Annotated in this window: 18 protein-coding genes; 4 read left to right on the top strand and 14 right to left on the bottom strand. The window is 65.1% G+C overall.

Annotation, left to right across the window (positions count from 1 at the left end):
• Positions 1-12: 12 nt before the first annotated feature.
• Positions 13-951: a bifunctional riboflavin kinase/FAD synthetase gene (ribF, locus tag PI990_RS05660; RefSeq protein WP_021219373.1), complete on the bottom strand. Its 939-nt coding sequence runs from the start codon at positions 949-951 to the stop codon at positions 13-15.
• Between the two features lie 108 nt (positions 952-1059).
• Positions 1060-2595 (bottom strand): murein biosynthesis integral membrane protein MurJ, encoded by a 1536-nt coding sequence (gene murJ / locus PI990_RS05655; protein WP_271660050.1) that lies wholly within the window; start codon positions 2593-2595, stop codon positions 1060-1062.
• Positions 2596-2856: 261 nt separating this feature from the next.
• On the opposite strand from murJ, the gene rpsT reads away from it, so the two are divergent.
• Entirely contained in the window at positions 2857-3132 is a 276-nt protein-coding gene (gene rpsT / locus PI990_RS05650; protein ID WP_031287647.1) for a 30S ribosomal protein S20, read from the top strand.
• A 109-nt stretch (positions 3133-3241) separates the two neighbouring features.
• Here rpsT and PI990_RS05645 read toward each other — a convergent pair whose 3' ends face one another.
• The 5 genes from PI990_RS05645 to rplU all read right to left on the bottom strand — a co-directional run bounded on the left by PI990_RS05645 (position 3242) and on the right by rplU (position 6874).
• Positions 3242-3706, bottom strand: coding sequence for a CreA family protein (locus PI990_RS05645; protein ID WP_271660049.1), 465 nt, complete (start codon positions 3704-3706; stop codon positions 3242-3244).
• 12 nt (positions 3707-3718) lie between these two features.
• Positions 3719-4837: a glutamate 5-kinase gene (proB, locus tag PI990_RS05640; protein ID WP_271660048.1), complete on the bottom strand. Its 1119-nt coding sequence runs from the start codon at positions 4835-4837 to the stop codon at positions 3719-3721.
• Between the two features lie 80 nt (positions 4838-4917).
• Positions 4918-6138: an Obg family GTPase CgtA gene (gene cgtA / locus PI990_RS05635; RefSeq protein WP_271660047.1), complete on the bottom strand. Its 1221-nt coding sequence runs from the start codon at positions 6136-6138 to the stop codon at positions 4918-4920.
• Positions 6139-6279: 141 nt separating this feature from the next.
• The gene (rpmA, locus tag PI990_RS05630) at positions 6280-6537 is read right to left on the bottom strand and encodes a 50S ribosomal protein L27 (RefSeq protein ID WP_031287649.1); all 258 of its coding nucleotides are present in this window, start codon (positions 6535-6537) and stop codon (positions 6280-6282) included.
• A 25-nt stretch (positions 6538-6562) separates the two neighbouring features.
• A complete protein-coding gene (gene rplU, locus PI990_RS05625) occupies positions 6563-6874 on the bottom strand; it encodes a 50S ribosomal protein L21 (protein WP_021219380.1) in 312 nt (103 codons plus the stop codon).
• A gap of 244 nt (positions 6875-7118) precedes the next feature.
• Between rplU and PI990_RS05620 the strand changes: the two genes are divergently transcribed.
• Both PI990_RS05620 and PI990_RS05615 read left to right on the top strand, forming a co-directional pair.
• Positions 7119-8087, top strand: coding sequence for a polyprenyl synthetase family protein (locus PI990_RS05620; protein WP_184488591.1), 969 nt, complete (start codon positions 7119-7121; stop codon positions 8085-8087).
• Positions 8088-8316: 229 nt separating this feature from the next.
• Positions 8317-8565: a PA4570 family protein gene (locus tag PI990_RS05615; RefSeq protein WP_021219382.1), complete on the top strand. Its 249-nt coding sequence runs from the start codon at positions 8317-8319 to the stop codon at positions 8563-8565.
• A gap of 139 nt (positions 8566-8704) precedes the next feature.
• On the opposite strand, the gene PI990_RS05610 is transcribed toward PI990_RS05615, so the two are convergent.
• The 5 genes from PI990_RS05610 to PI990_RS05590 all read right to left on the bottom strand — a co-directional run bounded on the left by PI990_RS05610 (position 8705) and on the right by PI990_RS05590 (position 13600).
• Entirely contained in the window at positions 8705-9322 is a 618-nt protein-coding gene (locus PI990_RS05610; RefSeq protein WP_021219383.1) for an FKBP-type peptidyl-prolyl cis-trans isomerase, read from the bottom strand.
• An 86-nt stretch (positions 9323-9408) separates the two neighbouring features.
• The gene (locus PI990_RS05605) at positions 9409-9714 is read right to left on the bottom strand and encodes a DUF6482 family protein (protein WP_021219384.1); all 306 of its coding nucleotides are present in this window, start codon (positions 9712-9714) and stop codon (positions 9409-9411) included.
• Between the two features lie 130 nt (positions 9715-9844).
• Positions 9845-10339, bottom strand: a complete 495-nt coding sequence (locus PI990_RS05600) for a TIGR00645 family protein (RefSeq protein ID WP_031287650.1) — start codon at positions 10337-10339, stop codon at positions 9845-9847.
• Between the two features lie 195 nt (positions 10340-10534).
• The gene (locus tag PI990_RS05595; protein WP_021219386.1) at positions 10535-10876 is read right to left on the bottom strand and encodes a PA4575 family protein; all 342 of its coding nucleotides are present in this window, start codon (positions 10874-10876) and stop codon (positions 10535-10537) included.
• A 210-nt stretch (positions 10877-11086) separates the two neighbouring features.
• Positions 11087-13600, bottom strand: a complete 2514-nt coding sequence (locus PI990_RS05590; RefSeq protein WP_271660046.1) for a Lon protease family protein — start codon at positions 13598-13600, stop codon at positions 11087-11089.
• Positions 13601-13866: 266 nt separating this feature from the next.
• Here PI990_RS05590 and PI990_RS05585 point away from each other — a divergent pair, with 266 nt between their 5' ends.
• Positions 13867-15672: an Lnb N-terminal periplasmic domain-containing protein gene (locus PI990_RS05585; RefSeq protein WP_271661264.1), complete on the top strand. Its 1806-nt coding sequence runs from the start codon at positions 13867-13869 to the stop codon at positions 15670-15672.
• Here the strand turns inward: PI990_RS05585 and PI990_RS05580 are convergent.
• Together PI990_RS05580 and PI990_RS05575 are read right to left on the bottom strand one after the other, a co-directional pair.
• Positions 15666-16589 carry an SMI1/KNR4 family protein gene (locus PI990_RS05580; protein ID WP_271660045.1) on the bottom strand — a complete coding sequence of 308 codons (924 nt, stop codon included), beginning with the start codon at positions 16587-16589 and terminating at the stop codon, positions 15666-15668. The genes PI990_RS05585 and PI990_RS05580 overlap by 7 nt on opposite strands.
• Positions 16589-17149: an NADAR family protein gene (locus tag PI990_RS05575; RefSeq protein ID WP_271660044.1), complete on the bottom strand. Its 561-nt coding sequence runs from the start codon at positions 17147-17149 to the stop codon at positions 16589-16591. The genes PI990_RS05580 and PI990_RS05575 overlap by 1 nt, the downstream gene beginning before the upstream one ends.
• Positions 17150-17214 lie beyond the last annotated feature (65 nt).

The raw sequence follows: 17214 nt of genomic DNA, 5'->3' as shown, positions 1-17214 counted from the left end.
AGTCCAGGCTCATCATTGAATTGGGATGCCTTGCCAGTAGGCACGGGCTGCGGCGACGTCCGCGTCGATCGCCGACTTCAACGCCTCGAGGGAGGCGAAACGCTGCTCTTCACGCAGCTTGTGGTGGAAGGTCACGCTGATGCGCCGGTCATACAGATCGGCGGAGTAATCCAGCAGATGCACTTCCAGGTGGGCCTTGCCATCCCCCTTCACGGTGGGACGCACGCCGATGTTGGCAACGCCGGGGCGGCGCTGGCCGTCCAGTTCGACGCTGACCAGAAAGACCCCGGAAAGGGGAACGCGCCGACGCTTGAGCTGCACGTTGGCCGTGGGCGTACCCAGTTGGCGCGCCAGCTTCTGCCCGTGCAGCACCCGCCCCGTGATGGAAAAAGGCCGGCCCAGCAGGCGCTCGGCCAGGGCGAAATCGGCAGCGGCCAGGGCCTGGCGCACGCGCGTACTGCTCACCCGTACGTCATCCAGCTCGACGGTGGCGGCAGCTTCCACGCTGAAGCCTTCGGCCGCACCGGCCATCTGCAGGAATGCGAAGTCGCCGGCGCGATCACAGCCGAAGCGGAAGTCATCGCCCACTTCCAGATGCTTGACCCCAAGCCCCTCGACCAGCACCGCATGCACGAACTCGGCGGCGCTGAGTTCGCGCAGCCGGCGGTTGAAGGCCAGGCACAGCACGCGGTCCACACCTTCGGCAGCCAGCAACTCCAGCTTGTCGCGCAGGCGGGTCAGCCGCACGGGGGCGGTATCGGGGCCGAAGAACTCGCGGGGTTGCGGCTCGAAAATCACCACGCAGCTGGGCACGCCCAACTCGGCTGCGCGCTCGCGCAAGCGTTTGAGAATGGCTTGATGACCACGGTGTACGCCGTCGAAATTGCCGATGGTGGCAACGCAACCCCCAAGTTGGGGCCGCAGGTTATGGAGGCCTCGGACCAGCTGCATAGCACACGTCTTGTTCACAAAGTGGCCGAATTATACGCACACCCGCAGCCAGACAACAGGCGCCGCTGACGGGCCGCGCCGATGCCCGATCAGGCGGCCCCAGGAAGCTCAGATCGCACGTCGGGCGAAGTGTCGCAGGCGGAAGCCGAGCAACGCCAACGTAGCGAAATAGCTCAGCGCCCCTGCCGTGACCAACCCACCCAGGCGTAACAGGCGCAGCAGCATGTCGCCCTGGTCCCAAGCCGGTAGCAGCCACATGCCGCCCACCAGCACCGCCGCCATCAAGGCCACCGCCACCAGCAGCTTGGTCAGGAACATCGGCCAACCGGGCTGTGGCTCGAACAGCTTCTGCCGGCGCAATTGCCAGAACAGCAGCGCGGCATTGAGGCAAGCGGCCAGGCCAATGGCCAATGCCAGCCCCGCGTGCTGTAGCGGGCCGATGAAGACGAGGTTCATCAGTTGCGTCGCAACCAGGGTGAACAGGGCGATACGCACCGGCGTGCGCAGGTTCTGCCGGGCGTAGAAGCCAGGCGCTAGCACCTTGACCAGAATGATCCCAAGCAGCCCCGCCGAGTAAGCGATCAGTGCACGCTGGGTCATCTCCGCATCATGGGCGCTGAACTTGCCGTACTGGAACAGCGACACCGTCAGCGGCTCGGCGATCAGCGCCAACGCCAGTGCGCAAGGCAGCACCAGCAAGAAGCACAGGCGCAGCCCCCAATCCAGCAGCTGCGAATAGGCCTGGCGATCATCGCTGGCATAGGTCTTGGCCAGCGACGGCAGCAGAATGGTGCCCAGGGCCACGCCCAGCACACCGGACGGCAGCTCCATCAGGCGGTCGGCGTAGTACATCCACGACACCGAGCCGGCCGCCAGGAAGGACGCGAAAATGGTGTTGATGATCAGCGAGATCTGGCTCACCGAAACACCGAAGATCGCCGGCCCCATCTGCTTCATCACCCGCCATACGCCGCTGTCCCGCAGGTTCAGGCGCGGCAGCACGAGCATGCCGATGCGCTTCAGGTGCGGCAGCTGGTACAGCAACTGCGCCAGGCCGCCGGCCAGGGTCGCCCAGCCCAGGGCCATCACCGGCGGGTCGAAATAAGGTGTCAGGAACAGCGCGAAGATGATCATCGCCACGTTCAGCAGTGTCGGCACGAAGGCCGGCACGGCGAAACGGTTCCAGGTATTGAGCACAGCCCCGGCCAGGGACGAGAGAGAGATAAGGAAGATGTAGGGGAAAGTCACCCGCAGCAGCGAGGTGGTCAGCTCGAATTTTTCCGGCGTATCGGTGAAGCCCGGCGCCGTAGCCCAGATCACCCAGGGCGCGGCGAGTATGCCGATGGCCGTGACAATCGCCAGCACCAGCGTCAGCAAACCGGATACATACGCCAGGAAGGTGCGGGTGGCCTCCTCTCCCTGCTGGCTCTTGTACTCCGCCAGGATCGGCACGAAGGCCTGGGAGAACGCGCCCTCCGCGAAGATCCGCCGCAACAGGTTGGGCAGCTTGAAGGCAACGAAGAAGGCGTCGGTCGCCACGCCGGCACCGAAGATGCGCGCCACGATGGTGTCGCGAACGAAGCCGAGGACCCGAGAAAGCATGGTGATGGAACTGACGGCCGCCAGCGATTTGAGCAGGTTCATAAGGTCAGGCTGCTTGCATTCCGGGGTGAGCATGAAGGGTTTGCGCCCGGCGGGCGGGGCCGCAACCAGGCCAACGCGCTGGTTTTCGGAGGCCGCGAGTGTAGAGCCGGTGCAGAAATAAATCACGCTGCCCGCCGATCTGAGGTACGCTCGTCGCCCCTTTGTAGGGAAGCCGTACCTGCCCTTGACATTGCTTCATCGCATCGGCATGATTCGCGGCCTTATTTGTTTGTATCCCCCCAGTTTTCGAGGAGCTTGACGGTGGCCAATACACCTTCTGCCAAAAAACGCGCAAAACAGGCTGAGAAGCGTCGTAGCCATAACGCCAGCCTGCGCTCCATGGTCCGTACCTACATCAAGAACGTCGTCAAGGCGATCGATGCCAAGGACCTGCCCAAGGCCCAGAACGCCTACACCCTGGCCGTTCCGGTAATCGACCGTATGGCCGACAAGGGCATCATCCACAAGAACAAAGCTGCTCGTCACAAGAGCCGCCTGAACGCCCACATCAAGGCGCTCGGCCAGGCTGCTGCCTAAGCTTTGCTTCTGATGAAAGACCGGCCTCAGGGCCGGTTTTTTATTGCCCGTAGAAAAGTAAAGCCAAGCACCAGGCACAAAAAAGCCCGGCGAACCGGGCTTTTGATCTTCAGCGCGACTCGACCCAGGGCAGGATCGGAATCGCCGTAACCGCATTCTGCGGGCTGCCCTCGATTATCCGATCGCTGTACACCAGATACACCAGCGTATTGCGCTTCTGGTCGAAGAAACGCACCACCTGCATGGTCTTGAACACCAGCGAGGTGCGCTCCTTGAAGACCTCCTCGCCATCCTTCAATTCGCCCTTGAAGTGAATCGCCCCAACCTGGCGGCACGCAATGGAAGCCTCGGCACGATCCTCCGCCAGGCCGAGCCCACCCCTCACTCCGCCGGTCTTGGCGCGCGACAGGTAGCAGGTCACGCCCTCCACCTTGGGGTCATCGAAAGCCTCGACGACGATCTTGTCGTTCGGCCCCACCCACTTGAACACGGTCGAGACCGAACCGATCTCCTCCGCCGCAGCCAGCAAAGGCACGCACAGCGCCAATGCCGACAACCCCTTGATCATGCGCATCCGAACGCTCCTTCAGACCAGAACCAGATTGTCCCGATGCACCAGCTCGGGCTCATCGACATAACCCAGCAGCTTCTCCACCTGTTCGGAGGACTGCCCGATGATCTTCTGCGCCTCCAGGGCACTGTAGTTGACCAGGCCGCGCGCCACCTCGCGCCCATCCGGCCCGACACAGACCACCATCTCGCCACGACGGAAGCTGCCCTGCACGGCCTTCACGCCCACCGGCAGCAAGCTCTTGCGATCGTCACGTAGGGCCTTCACCGCACCCGCGTCCAGCACCAGGTTGCCGCGAGTCTGCAGATGGCCGGCCAGCCACTGCTTGCGCGCCGCCAGCATGCCGCGCTCGGGCGCCAGCAGGGTGCCCAGGCGCTCGCCCGCCTTGAGGCGATCCAGCACCCGCTCGATACGCCCACCGACGATCACCGTATGCGCACCGGAACGAGCCGCCAGGCGCGCCGCACGCAGCTTGGTCTGCATGCCGCCACGACCCAGCGCACCACCGGTGCCGCCCGCCACGGCGTCCAGCGCCGGGTCATCGGCACGGGCCTCGAAAATCAGCTGGGCATCGGGATTGTGGCGCGGATCGGCATCGAACATGCCGTCGCGATCGGTGAGGATCACCAGCAGGTCGGCCTCGACCAGGTTGGCCACCAGGGCCGCGAGGGTGTCGTTGTCGCCGAAACGGATTTCGTCGGTCACCACCGTATCGTTCTCGTTGATCACCGGAATGGTGCCGAGCTCGACCAGGGTGCGCAGGGTGCTGCGCGCATTGAGGTAGCGCTTGCGATCGGAGAGGTCGTCATGGGTCAGGAGAATCTGCGCGGTGTGCCGGCCATGCTCGCCGAAACTCGACTCCCAGGCCTGCACCAACCCCATCTGCCCCACCGCAGCCGCAGCCTGCAATTCATGCATGGCTTTCGGCCGGGCATTCCAGCCCAGGCGACTCATGCCCGCCGCCACAGCGCCAGAGGAAACCAGCACCAGCTCGACCCCGGCATTGCGTAGGGCCACCATCTGCTCGACCCAGACCGCCATGGCATCACGGTCGAGACCACGACCATCCGCCGTCAGCAGCGCACTGCCGATCTTGACCACCCAGCGCTGCGCGCCCGTCACCTTGTCCCGCATATCTTCCAACCTTAGCTAGAAAGCCGTGCGGCCCATGGCGCACAGCCTATGGCGATCATTTGCGCCGAGCGGCGCACTCATCAGGGAACGTAGAAGATTTCCGGACCGTCGCCGTCGTCTTCGTCATCATCGAAGTCATCGTCGTCATCTTCCGCACCAGCGCTCTTCAGGCCAGCACGGCGCAGGGCGCGCTGATCGTCCAACGCCTGCAGGCGGGCACGCGCCTCGTCCTCGATGCGCTGATCCAGCTCCGCGAGCTCCTCGGCGTACTCGGGCTCCTCACTCATGCGCAGGGTGCGCTCGTCGAGGTAGCGCATGATCTCCTGGGACAGCGCCTCGGTGCCCTCGCGCTCCAGTGCGGAGATCACATGGACCGGACCCTCCCACCCCAGGCGCTCGATCACCGCCCTCAGGCGAGCCTCGCGATCCTCGTCGAGAAGCTGGTCGGCCTTGTTCAGTACCAGCCAACGGTCACGCTCGGTGAGCGCGGGACTGAATCGACCCAGTTCCTCGATGATGGTGGCAGCGGCTTCAGCCGGATCGCTCTCGTCCAGCGGCGCCATATCGACGATATGCAGCAGCAGGCGGGTACGCGCCAGGTGCTTGAGGAAGCGGATACCCAGACCCGCACCTTCGGCGGCGCCTTCGATCAGGCCAGGAATGTCGGCCACGACGAAGCTCTTGTAGCGCCCCACGCTGACCACGCCCAGGTTCGGCACCAGGGTGGTGAAGGGGTAATCGGCAACCTTCGGCTTGGCCGCGGAAACGGCACGGATGAAGGTGCTCTTGCCCGCGTTCGGCAGGCCCAGCAGGCCGACGTCGGCCAGCACCTTCAGCTCCAGCTTGAGGTCACGGGAATCGCCCGGCTTGCCGTTGGTGGTCTGGCGCGGCGCACGGTTGGTGCTCGACTTGAAACGGGCGTTGCCCAGGCCATGCCAGCCGCCCTGGGCGACCATCAGCCGCTGACCGGGCTTGGTCAGGTCGCCAATGATTTCCTGGGTGCCGGCATCGATAATGGTGGTCCCGACCGGAACGGGCAGGACCAGATCCTCACCCTTGCGCCCGGTGCAGTCCTTGCTGCCGCCGTTCTCGCCACGCTGGGCATCGAAACGACGGGTGTAGCGATAGTCGACCAGGGTGTTCAGGTTCGGGTCAGCTTCCATGAACACGGAGCCGCCGTCACCGCCATCGCCGCCGTTGGGGCCGCCCTTCTCAATGAATTTTTCGCGACGGAAACTCATCAGGCCGTTGCCGCCGTCACCCGCTTTTACAAAGATCGATACTTCATCGACGAATTTCATCAGGACGCCTCCCGCCACGCGGGACGGGTTGAAAGAAAAAAGAACACAAGGATACAGGGAAGCCCGCGCAAATCGGAGTTTCCATCTATCAGAAACAAAAAAGCCCCGTCGCGAGACAGGGCTTTTGCAGCGGAGTCGCGATTAGGCCGCGACGACGCTCACGTACTTGCGACCGAAAGCGCCTTTGACCTCGAACTTGACCACGCCGTCCACTTTCGCGAACAGGGTGTGGTCTTTGCCCAGGCCAACGCCGTAACCGGCGTGGAACTTGGTGCCGCGCTGACGCACGATGATGTTGCCGGCCTTGATGACCTGGCCGCCGTACAGTTTCACGCCAAGGCGTTTACTTTCTGAGTCGCGGCCGTTGCGGGTAGAACCGCCAGCTTTTTTGTGTGCCATGAGTCAAATCCTCCAAAAAAGGAAATTAGGCCTGGATGCCGGTGATTTTGATTTCAGTGAACCACTGGCGGTGGCCCTGGCGCTTCATGTGGTGCTTACGACGGCGGAACTTGATGATGCGCACTTTGTCGTGACGGCCTTGAGCGACCACTTCAGCGACTACTTTGGCGCCATCAACGACCGGAGCGCCGATTTTCACGTCGTCGCCATTGCCGATCAGCAGAACGCGATCGAAGGTCACGGATTCGCCGGTGGCGATCTCGAGCTTCTCGATCTTGAGGAATTCACCTTCAGCGACTTTGTATTGCTTGCCGCCGGTAACGATAACTGCGTACATGGATTTTCTCCGTTAAACCTGCTCACCCGACGCTTTATAGAAATAAGTAGGGGTCGGCATGGCTGCATGGGGCCGGAACTGGAACCCGTGCAATTGCGTAAGGCAGGAAAATGCCCAAGGAAGTTCAGGGGCCGCGATTGTACGCAAGCCATGATTACCGCGCAAGCACCGCTGGTACTCGCCTTGACAGCCCCCACCCTGCCCCCTAGCATGCCGCGCAACCTCAAAGGAGCACCCCTCGCCGATGCAACCCCAGGCCTTCTACCGCGTGGTGGCGGACGATTTTACCGCAGTCGACGACATCATCCGTCGGCAACTCACCTCCCGCGTTCCCCTGGTGGAAAAGATCGGCGACTACATCGTGTCCGCCGGCGGCAAGCGCCTGCGCCCGCTCCTGGTCCTGCTCAGCGGCAACGCCCTGGGCTTTGGCGGTGAGCAACTGCGCCTGCTCGCCGCCACCATCGAATTCCTGCACACCTCCACCCTGCTGCACGACGACGTGGTCGATGCCTCCGGCCTGCGCCGCGGCCGTTCCACCGCCAATGCACTGTGGGGCAACGCGCCGAGCGTGCTGGTGGGCGACTTCCTCTATGCGCGCTCCTTCGAAATGATGGTGGAACTGGGCTCGATGCCGGTGATGCGCATCATCTCCCAGGCCACCCGCGTGATCGCCGAGGGCGAAGTGCTGCAGCTGTCGAAGATCCGCGACGCCAGCACCACCGAAGAAACCTATATGGAAGTCATCCGCGGCAAGACCGCGATGCTCTTCGAAGCCTCCACCCACAGCGCCGCCGCGCTGGCCCAGGCCCCAGCCGAACAGGTCGAAGCCCTGCGCACCTTCGGTGACTACCTGGGCATCGCCTTCCAGCTGGTGGACGACCTGCTCGACTACCGCGGCGACGCCGCCACCCTGGGCAAGAACGTCGGCGACGACCTGGCCGAGGGCAAGCCTACCCTGCCGCTGATCGCCACCATGCGTGACGGCACCGCCGAGCAGGCCGCCGTGGTCCGCCAGGCCATCCAGCAGGGCGGCAGCCAGGACCTGGAAGGCGTCCGCGCAGCCGTCGAAGCCGCCGGCGCGCTGGACTACACCGCCCGCCTCGCCCGCGACTACGCCGAGCGCGCCATCGCCTGCCTGGAGGTGCTGCCGGACAACGAATACCGCGACGCCCTGATCGAGCTCACTCGCTTCGCCGTGGCCCGCACGCACTGATCCACACCCGCACCAGCAAAAGCCCGTCCTCGTGACGGGCTTTTTATTGCGCCATCGCCAACTCCTTCCGAACCAGCTCACAACGCAGTGGATATGGGACGCGGGAGCAGACTCGGGCGCACCATCCAGCGTGACCTGGATCAAGCAGACGACGAAAGGCTGCAAATCGCGCTTGCTATTTTGATAATAGGAATTATTCTCATCTTACTGCTTTTCAAGGAGATGAGCCATGACCTACCTGATCGATGCCTGGCTGGATCGCCCGCACCCCTACCTGCGCATCCTCCACCGTGAAACCGGCGAAGTGTGCGCCATCCTCGAAGAGGAGGCCCTCGACGAACTACGGGACCAGGGGGATCTCGACCTCGCCGGCCTGACGTCCAGCGAGCCCCTGATACTCAAGGAGCTGGTGCGCAGCCTGTTCCTCTTCTGCTATGCGCGGGCACTGCGTCCGCACAACGAAATCCAGCTGCACTGAGAGGGGTTCAGATGACGCAGGACGCGTCATCCGCATGGCCGGCGCCCCGGGCCGCCAGCCGTGCGAGCGGAGGCAAAGGCGCCTCCGCCGGTTCCCGGGCCGTCAGGGACGACGCGCCCGGCAATCACCCTGAGAAGGCTCAGAGGATTTCCAGCAGCTCCACGTCGAACACCAGCACGCTGTGGGGCGGGATGCTGCCAACACCCTGGGCGCCATAGGCCAGCTCGCTGGGCACGTGCAGGCGCCACTTGCTGCCGGCGTTCATCAGTTGCAGGGCCTCGACCCAACCGGCGATCACGCCACCCACCGGGAACTCAGCCGGCTCGCCACGGTTGTAGGAGCTGTCGAACACGGTGCCGTCGATCAGGGTGCCGTGGTAGTGGGTGCGCACGGTGTCTTCGGCGGAAGGCTTGGCGCCCTCGCCCGCGACCAGCACTTCATACTGCAGGCCGGACGGCAGCTGGGTCACGCCTTCACGCTTGGCGTTCTCCACCAGGTAGGCACGGCCTTCGCCAGCGGCGGCATCGGCTTTCTCCTGGGCTTCAGCCTGCATACGCTCGCGGATCACCTTGAAGGCGGCGGACAGGGCATTGCCATCCACACGGCTCTCGATGCCGGCGAAGGCGTCGCGTAGGCCGGCGACAACGGCGTCGATGCTCACGCCGGGCGGGGGATTGTCACGGATCTGGTCGCCCAGCTGGCGGCCGATGCCATAGCTGACACGGGTTTCATCGGTGGAAAATTCGAGTTCGGACATGGCCGGGGCTCCGCTCTGGAAAAAAGGTCGGCCAGACTAGCACAGCCCCCCTTCCGCGCCCTATCCCCGCATCGCACCTCGCCCGTTCAGCGGCTGGAACCCATCGACAGCGGCACCCGCAACGCGCTGCGCCCATCGGGGGCGATGCCGCACATTTCGTCGTGCACCGACGCATGCACCAGATAGAAAGGCAGGCGCGGCAGCTCGTGCAACAGCCCCCGCGCATGCTCCACCGAGCGCAGTTGCATCGCATGGCCGCGGCCATCGTCCAGGGTGTGGCAGCGCCCATCGATATGCGCCTGCAACAGGTAGATGCCCCCTTCCATGGAGATGAGGTCGAGCCCCTCGATATGCCCGGCACGGGCTTCGCTGGAAAGGGTCTGCAGGTTCATGGCGTCACCTCGCGGTCTGTACAGGAAAAAGTTAAATACAGTTTCTGTACAGGATCAAAACCGCCGGGCAGAAACACGACCGCCCGCGAGCAGGACGCTGACGGGCGGTCATGGTGGCGCAGGAAGGCGATCAGTGATCGTGCTTGGTCATCTTGTCCAGGTAACCCATGGCGAACGCCGAGATCACGAAGGTCATGTGCAGGATCACGTACCACATGATCTTGGCGTTATCGATGTTCTGCGCATCCATGAACACTCGCAGCAGGTGGATCGACGATATCGCCACGATGGACGCCGCCACCTTCATCTTCAGCGAGCCGGAATCCATCTTGCCCAGCCAGCTGAGCTTCTCCTTGCCTTCATCGATATCCAGCTGGGAGACGAAGTTCTCGTAGCCCGAGATCATCACCATCACCAGCAAGCCGCCCACCAGCGACATGTCGATCAGCGACAGCAGCACCAGGATCAGTTCGGCTTCGGTTTTCTCGAAAACATGCGGGAGGACGTGATAGACCTCCTGGAAGAACTTCAGCGACAGCGCCAACAGCGCCAGGGACAGGCCGAAGTAGATGGGCGCCAGCAGCCAGCGCGCCGCGTACATCGTGTTTTCCAATAAGCGTTCCATGAAGCCTCGCATCCAGAATCAAAACTGGCGGCGAGTATAACGAGCACATTCCTACAGAAAAACAGGCAAGTAATGCCCCGAAATATCCCCAACAGCTGTGGATAACCCTGTGAACAGTCTTGGGAACGATGGCCCGGAGCAGGCGTGGTCGGGGCTTGTCGGGCGCTGCGCAAAAGCTGCTCAACGAAGCGGCCGTCAGGTCTCCGGGCTGAACAGGAAGCTGCCCAGGCTGTGACGCCGCTCGCCGTTCAGCCGGCGCAACTCACCCTGCACATGGATACGCCAGATCATCGGGTCCGCGCATTCGCAGTAGCCCAGCTCGGCCAGGCAAGAGGCAATCGCAGACAGTACCGATTCAGCGACGAAAGGCCCGTGGAATGGGCCCTGCGCCTTTAGCGCGGAGGGCTGCGCCCCGGAGATGCCGGCCGCGCAGATAAGCGTCCAGAGTCCCTTCTCTCCAGCCAGTGGCAGGATCACGCACTCGATGCGCGTAACCAACCCCAGGCATTGACGGGTAAGGCAGAGGTTGCGGGACATAACGGCGTTCCTCGCGTAGACCTGCGGCCAGCCTACACCCGCATGCAACCGTGAGGAAGTGAGGAAACCTTATCCACGCCAGCTGTGGATAAGCCTGTGGATGGAGTGGTGAAAAGTCTGTCGGACCGGCAGCCGCGCTGGGCCGGCCCTTATCGCTCAATGACTGACCAGCCACGACGCACGCAAGCGCCGTGACCGGTCATCGCCTGGTCAGGCCGGCCCCTGGATCTTGTCCTCGGGCGGGGTCTTCTTGCCGGGCTCCTTCTTCGGTCCCTTGCGCGGCGGCTTGGCCGGCGCCGGCGCTTTCTCCAGCGCAGCGACGGCTTCCTTGGCCGCATCGGGTTTCTCTTCCTCCTCCATGCCCATCTCGGCGATCTCGCGCAGGCGCTCCACCACCCGGGCGTTGACGCTGCCCTTGGGGAAACGGCCCTTGTCGTCCGGGCTGCCCGCCGCCTCGCCCACCAGCAGGCTCAGCGCCTCGTCGGCCTGGCGCACCGCGTAGACATGGAAGCGTCCGGCACGCACCGCCTGCAACACGCGCTCGTCGAGCATCAGGGTGGCGACGTTGGCCTGGGGGATGATCACGCCCTGTTCGCCCGTCAGGCCACGCGCCTCGCAGAGGCGGAAGAAGCCCTCGATCTTCTCGTTGACCCCGCCGACCGCCTGCACCTCGCCGAACTGGTTGATCGAGCCGGTGATGGCGAAGCACTGTTTCAACGGCGTGCGCGACAGAGCCGAGATCAGGGTGCAGACCTCGCCCAGGGACGCGCTGTCGCCGTCGACGTAGCCGTAGGACTGCTCCAGGGCGATGCTCGCGGAAATCTCCAGCGGGAACTCCTGTGCATAACGACTGCCCAGGTAACCGGTGAGGATCATCACGCCCTTGGAGTGGATGGGCTGCCCGAGGTTGACCTCGCGCTCGATGTCGACGATACCCGAGCCGCCCGGGTACACCGTGGCGGAAATCCGCGCGGGCACGCCAAAGGCCGAATCGCCCACCTCCAGCACGGTGAGGCCATTGCACTTGCCCACCGCCGCGCCATCGGTGTCGATGAGGATGATGCCCGCCAGCATGTCATCGAGGATGCGCGCCGAAACGCGCCCGGTGCGGGTCGCCTTGGATTTCAACGCACGCTCGATGTGCTCGGCATCGGTCACCTTCTCGCCGGCCAACTGGCGCACGAAGTCCGCCTCGCTGAGCAGCTGGAACAGGTCGCCGATCTTCGCCGAGAGGCGCTTCTGGTTCTCCGCCAGGCGCGCGCTGTAGGTGGCCAGGCGCGCCACCGCGGCAGCGCTCAGCGGCGCCATGCCCTCCTCCGAGGTACGGGTCTTGAGCAGTTGGGCGAACTGTTCGAGGGTCTCTTCCGACAGCGGGATCTCCTCGTCGAAGTCCACCAGCACGCGGAACATCTCCTGGAAGTCCGGATCCAGGTCCTGCAGCGTGTAATACAGCTGGCGCGAACCGATGATCACCACCTTCAGCTGCAGCGGGATCACCTGGGGCGTCAGGGTCACCGTGGCCAGGCGGCCCAGCTCGGCCAGGGGCGATTCCATCTTCAGTTGGCGCGAGTGCAGGGCGCGCTTGAGCGCATCCCAGACGAAGGGCTCGCTCAGCAGCTTCTCCGCCTCCAGCACCAGGAAGCCGCCGTTGGCGCGGTGCAGGGCACCGGGGCGCAACTGCCGGTAGCTGGTATAGAGGGCGCCCTGGTCGGTGCCGTACTCGATGCGGCCGAACAGGTTGTCGTAGGTCGGGTGCGACTCGAACACCACCGGCGCGCCGCCGCTGGCCGGATGGCCCACCACCAGGCTCGGGCAGTACTGCTCCTCGAGCATCTCGCGGCGCTGCAGGTCCGGCTTGTCGTCGAGCATCTGGTCGACCACGGTCTTCAGCAGGTTCACCTGCATGGCCTGCAGGTAGGCGACCACGCCAGCGTTCTCCGCGTACTTCTCGGAGAGCACGCACAGCAGCGGCTGCAGGGCCTGGGTGATGGTCTCGTCGTTGAGCTGGCGCAGTTGGTTGCTGGACTCGCGCTTCCACTGCGGCAGGCTGGCCAGCTCCTCGTTGAGGCGCTCCTCCAGGCTGGAGATATCCTCGTGGAAGCGTTCGCGCTCGGCTTCGGGCAGTTGGGCGAACTCGGCCTCGTCCAGCGCCTTGCCATCCTTCATCGGGGTGAAGGCGATATTGGCGCTGTCGCGGTAGAGCGCCACGTCCCTCTCCAGCGCCAGGCGCTCGATCACATCCAGGGCACGGTCGTAACGCTGGTTGAAGGCGCGGTCGATCGCGCTCTTCTTCTGCTGGAACGTGGGCGTCTCGAACACCGCCGGGAAGGTCGCCAGCAGGTTATCCACAAGCTGGCCGATGTCGGTGATGAAGGCGTTCGCCTCACCCGGTGGCAACTGCACGGCGCGCGGCTCGCGCGGCTCCTCGAAGTTGTTGACGTAGACCCAGTCCATCGGCGTTTCCAGGCGCTTGCCTTCAGCCTTGAGGTAGCGCTGCACGAAGGAGAAACGACCGGTACCCGGCTCGCCCATTACATAAACGTTGTAACCCGGGCGCGGCATGGCGACGCCGAACTGCAGGGCTTCCACCGCGCGCTCCTGGCCGAGCACGCCGCGGAAAGGTTCGAGATCGTCGGTGGTGGCGAAGGCGAACTGCTGGGGATCGAAGGGGCGGGTGAGCGCATCGGGCGCCAGGCGCAGGGAAGCGGCGAGGGGATCGGGCATCGGAAATCCTTATGGGTGACGCGGAAGCAATGGCCGCATTCTGGCGCCGCCTTCGTCCGCGTTGCAAGGCGTTCCGACCTCAGCGGAGCGCGGCGCGAGGCGCTTCGCAAATGCATCGGAAGGCTTGCGCAATCGTGCATTCTGGCCTTGCTTGACACCCACCCCGGGCATCGCCAAAGCTCGCCCATCCCCTCCCCAGGCGAAAGCGAGCAGTGCAGTTGAAACGGATCTTCTCCCTCCTGGCGCTCTGCACCTGTACACACCTGATGGCGGCCCCCGCCATTCCCCAGCAAACCCTGCAGCGCCTGGCGCAAGACCCCTACTGGATCGCCCTCGGCCATTACGAAACCGGCAAGCTCGGCGGCTGGCGCAGCTACGTCGACGACGAACGCTTCTTCCTCGCCGAAAACGGCGACAGCGACCCCGCCGCCGAACTCGCCGCCACGGTGGACGCCCTCTACCAGGACGCCAGCCTCGGCGATCGCCACCCGCAATGCCTCTATCCGGCGCGCACCCGCTGGCTGCGCGAACGCCTGCAGCTGACCGGGCTGCCGGCGCCGGCCTGCAGCGAATTCGCCAACTGGTACCGCGACATCAACCCCCACAGCACGGTGCTGATCTTCCCTGCGGCCTACCTCAACAGCCCCTCGTCCATGTTCGGCCACACCCTGCTGCGCATCGACCAGCCCGACGTGCAGGAGAACAACTCTGCCCTGCTCAGCTACGCGCTCAACTTCGGTGCCTTCATCGAAGGCGCGGACAACAGCATCCTCTACGCCTGGAAGGGCCTGATGGGCGGCTACCCCGGCCTCTTCGCCCTGGTGCCCTACCGCGACAAGCTCAAGGAATACAGCCGCCTGGAAAACCGCGACCTGTGGGAGTACCGACTCAATCTCACCGCCGAGGAAACCGGGCGCATGGTCGAGCACGTGTGGGAGCTGCGCCAGGTGCGCTTCGACTACTTCTTCTTCGACGAGAACTGCTCCTACCGACTGCTGGAGCTGCTGGAGATCGCCCGCCCCGGCATCGAGCTCACCGAGCAGTTCCCGCTCACCGCCATCCCCACCGACACCGTGCGCGCCATCAAGGACGCCGGGCTGGTGGAACAGATCGACTACCGCCCCTCGCGGGAAAAGGAACTGATGGCCCGCGCCGCGCCGCTGGACAGCGACGAGCAGGATTGGGTCCTGCGCCTGGCCGACGACGAGAGCCTGCTGGACGACCCGGCCTTCCGCGCCCTGCCCGCCCCGCGCCGCGCGCTGATCCAGGACGCCGCCTTCCGCCTCGAGCGCTACCGCTCCACCGGCAAGGAACGCAGCGGCGCCCGTGCGCAGCGCAGCTTCCAGCTGCTGCGGGCGATCAACCAGAACCCGCCGCCCCCACTGCAGGCCGAACGCCCGGCGCTGCCCGAGGAAGGCCACGAGTCGCGCACCTGGCAACTGGGCGTCGGCAGCCGTGAAGACCGCGCCTACGCCGAGTACGGCCTGCGCATGGCCTACCACGACCTCAACGACAACCTCGCCGGCTTCCCCCTCGGTGCGCAGATCGAAATCCTCCAGCTCAAGCTGCGCCAGTACGAGCAGAACCACTGGCAGCTGCAGCAACTGGACTTCGCCACCATCCGCTCGCTGACCCCGCGCACCCAGTTGCTGCAGCCCTGGTCCTGGCAGGTGGCCGGCGGCCTGGAACGGGTGCCCGGCAAGGACGGTGACGAAACCCTGGTGAGCCACCTCAACGGCGGCGTGGGCGGCAGCTGGCAGCTGGGGGACGACGCCCTCTACTACGCCCTGGCCACCGCCCGGGTGGAGCACAACCCGGATTTCGGCGCCTTCGTCGCCGGGGCCGGCGGCTTCGATACCGGGCTGCTCTGGCGCAATCCCCTGGGCACCCTCAGCCTGGAAGCGGCCGGCGACTACTTCCACAACGGCGAGGTGCGCCGGCGCCTGTCACTCAACCAGCAATGGGAGCTGAGCCCGGACCTGGGCCTGCGCCTCTCCGCCGAGCGCTCCTTCAGCCAGCTCGGCGGCAATGACAACGAAGTGATGCTGCAGCTGCGCTGGTACCACTACTGATCGAGGTAGCGCTCGGCGATGCCGCGTCCAGCGAACCAGGCCACCACGGCCTCGCGCTTGAGCAGGCGGGCGTACACCGGTGCATTCGCCCCACCGCGGATCAGCTGCCCAAGGTCCACGCCCGCATCGGCCAGGCACGTCAGCAGTGCTTCGTCACCGGCCTCCACCGCGTGTTCCAGGGCAAGGCGCTGCAAGGCCGGCTCGGCCAGTAGCCGGCCGTCCTCCAGCGCACCGCGCCAGTCCTGCACCTGGGCGCTCATCCCCGCCCGCAGCCGCTGCGCCAACCCGGCATCCTCGGCGGCCAGCGGGTCCAACGCCTCGTCCAGCTCCAGGCCGGTGCCGTCGGCGCCCTCGGCAAAGGGGTCGCTGTAATACACCAGTTGGGCGAACAGCCCCTCCAGGTCGTCCGCCACCCGGGCGAACGAATCCTCGTGCAGGCGCATGGGCCAGGCCGGCGGCAGCCCTTTGCTCCAGGCATAGACAGCACCGAAATTGTCACCCGGCTCGATGCGGACATAGACGCGCTCCAGGTACTCGAAGCCGCCCACGGGCAGGAACGTCAGGCGCCCATCCCACTCACGGCCCTCGTCCTCGGCGAACTCCCGAGCGCCCTCCTCCTCGTGCTCGACCCAGCCCCACAGGTCGTGGTAACCGTCACTGCCGGGGAAGAACAGCTCACTCAGGGAGAAGGGATGCAGGTGGCCCTGGTAGTCCACCTGGACGTCGTAATCGAGGCGGCCACCAAAGGCGACACGCCACAGCCGCACCAGGGTCGGCGGCAGCGGGCGACCCAGGCGCTGCTCCACCTCGGCCAACTCGGTATCGGTGATCGGCGGCCGGGCCTCGTGGATGATGCGCCCGGCGAAGGGCGCCAGCCCGTGCCGGCGCAGGCGTTGCAGTTCGTCGTCGGTGAACATCAGGCCTGCCCTCCCAGCTGCTCGCGCACCTGCATCAGGGCGAAGCCCAGCAGGTTGAGGCCACGCCAGGTAGCGGGCTCACGCGCCGCCGCGTCCGCCTCGGCCAGGCCGATGCCCCAGACCGGGTCCACCGGGCTGGCCTCCACCAAAACCTTGGTGCCGGTGACCAGCAGTACCCGTTGCATGTCGGGGTTCTGCTCGAACTTGCCGAGATTGCCCTCTACCACCAGGTCGAAGCTGTGGGTACGCCAGCGGGCGTCATCGAAACCACGGACCTCGCGACCGAGCGCCTTGGCATCGGCCGGCGTACGGGCGGCGAGGATGCGCTCCAGCGCCTGCTCATCCCCGAACAGGCGCGCCTTGCCAGCCATCATCCAGTGCTCGGCGGTGGCATAGCGCACGCCATCCAGGGTGAAGGGCGACTTGAACCACTGGCTGAAACAGGCCTTGCCCAGCGGCGCGCCGGGGGCGCTGCTGTGGCCCCAGAAGTACAGGTAATCGAAGGATTCTCCCGCCGCGCAGCGCTCGCGCAGGTGCTCGACGGAGTGAGGGAGGTTCATGGGGCGGTCCTTGCTCGGCCTGTTCGAAAGGCGCACAGGATAGCCGAGCACAAAGGAAACCGGAG

This window comes from Pseudomonas sp. TUM22785, from assembly GCF_028198105.1.
Classification (GTDB): domain Bacteria; phylum Pseudomonadota; class Gammaproteobacteria; order Pseudomonadales; family Pseudomonadaceae; genus Metapseudomonas; species Metapseudomonas solani.
This window is presented reverse-complemented; position numbering and strand designations above follow the sequence as displayed.